General features: G+C 36.3%; 1 protein-coding gene. It reads right to left on the bottom strand.

Annotated features, from left to right (window positions below; translation table 11 throughout):
• On the bottom strand, window positions 1–523 hold a 523-nt coding region (locus F4V57_RS14715), incomplete at both ends, for a TonB-dependent receptor domain-containing protein (RefSeq protein WP_150330568.1).

Raw genomic sequence — 523 nt, 5'->3', positions numbered from 1 at the left:
AGGTACGTCCCGGTGCTGGCGTAGCAGATCGGCTAATTGGATCAAGATAGTAACGGTTACCCAAATTAGTTCCAATAAAATCAATACTTAGATGCTCATTGTATTTATAATTGGCATAAGCATCTACTACCCAAGTATCATCCCATTGTAAAGGTGCATTCATAAATCCTAAATCTGTATAAATTGTATCAATATATGGATTTTTAAAACCTTCAAAATAAGTGACTCGGGTACCGAGTTCCAGTTTCTGATCAAATAAACGGGTACCCAGTGTTAAATTGGCTTGGTATTCCGGCAATGCCATATTGACTAGATAACCTGCCGGAAAACCATAATCCACGCACTTATCAGCATAATCCTTATAAAATGCTGTATAACGACTATCAAATAATAAGCCAGAGCTTTCATCACAAACCTGATTTTGTTTATTCCAAACCAAGGATAAATCTCCAAAATATCGACCATTATCATACCGTCCTGATAATTCCCAACCGGATATTTTCTGTTGATCTATATTCGAAAA

The sequence above is a fragment of the Acinetobacter qingfengensis genome, from assembly GCF_008693185.1.
Taxonomy (GTDB): Bacteria; Pseudomonadota; Gammaproteobacteria; order Pseudomonadales; family Moraxellaceae; genus Acinetobacter; species Acinetobacter qingfengensis.
This window is presented reverse-complemented; position numbering and strand designations above follow the sequence as displayed.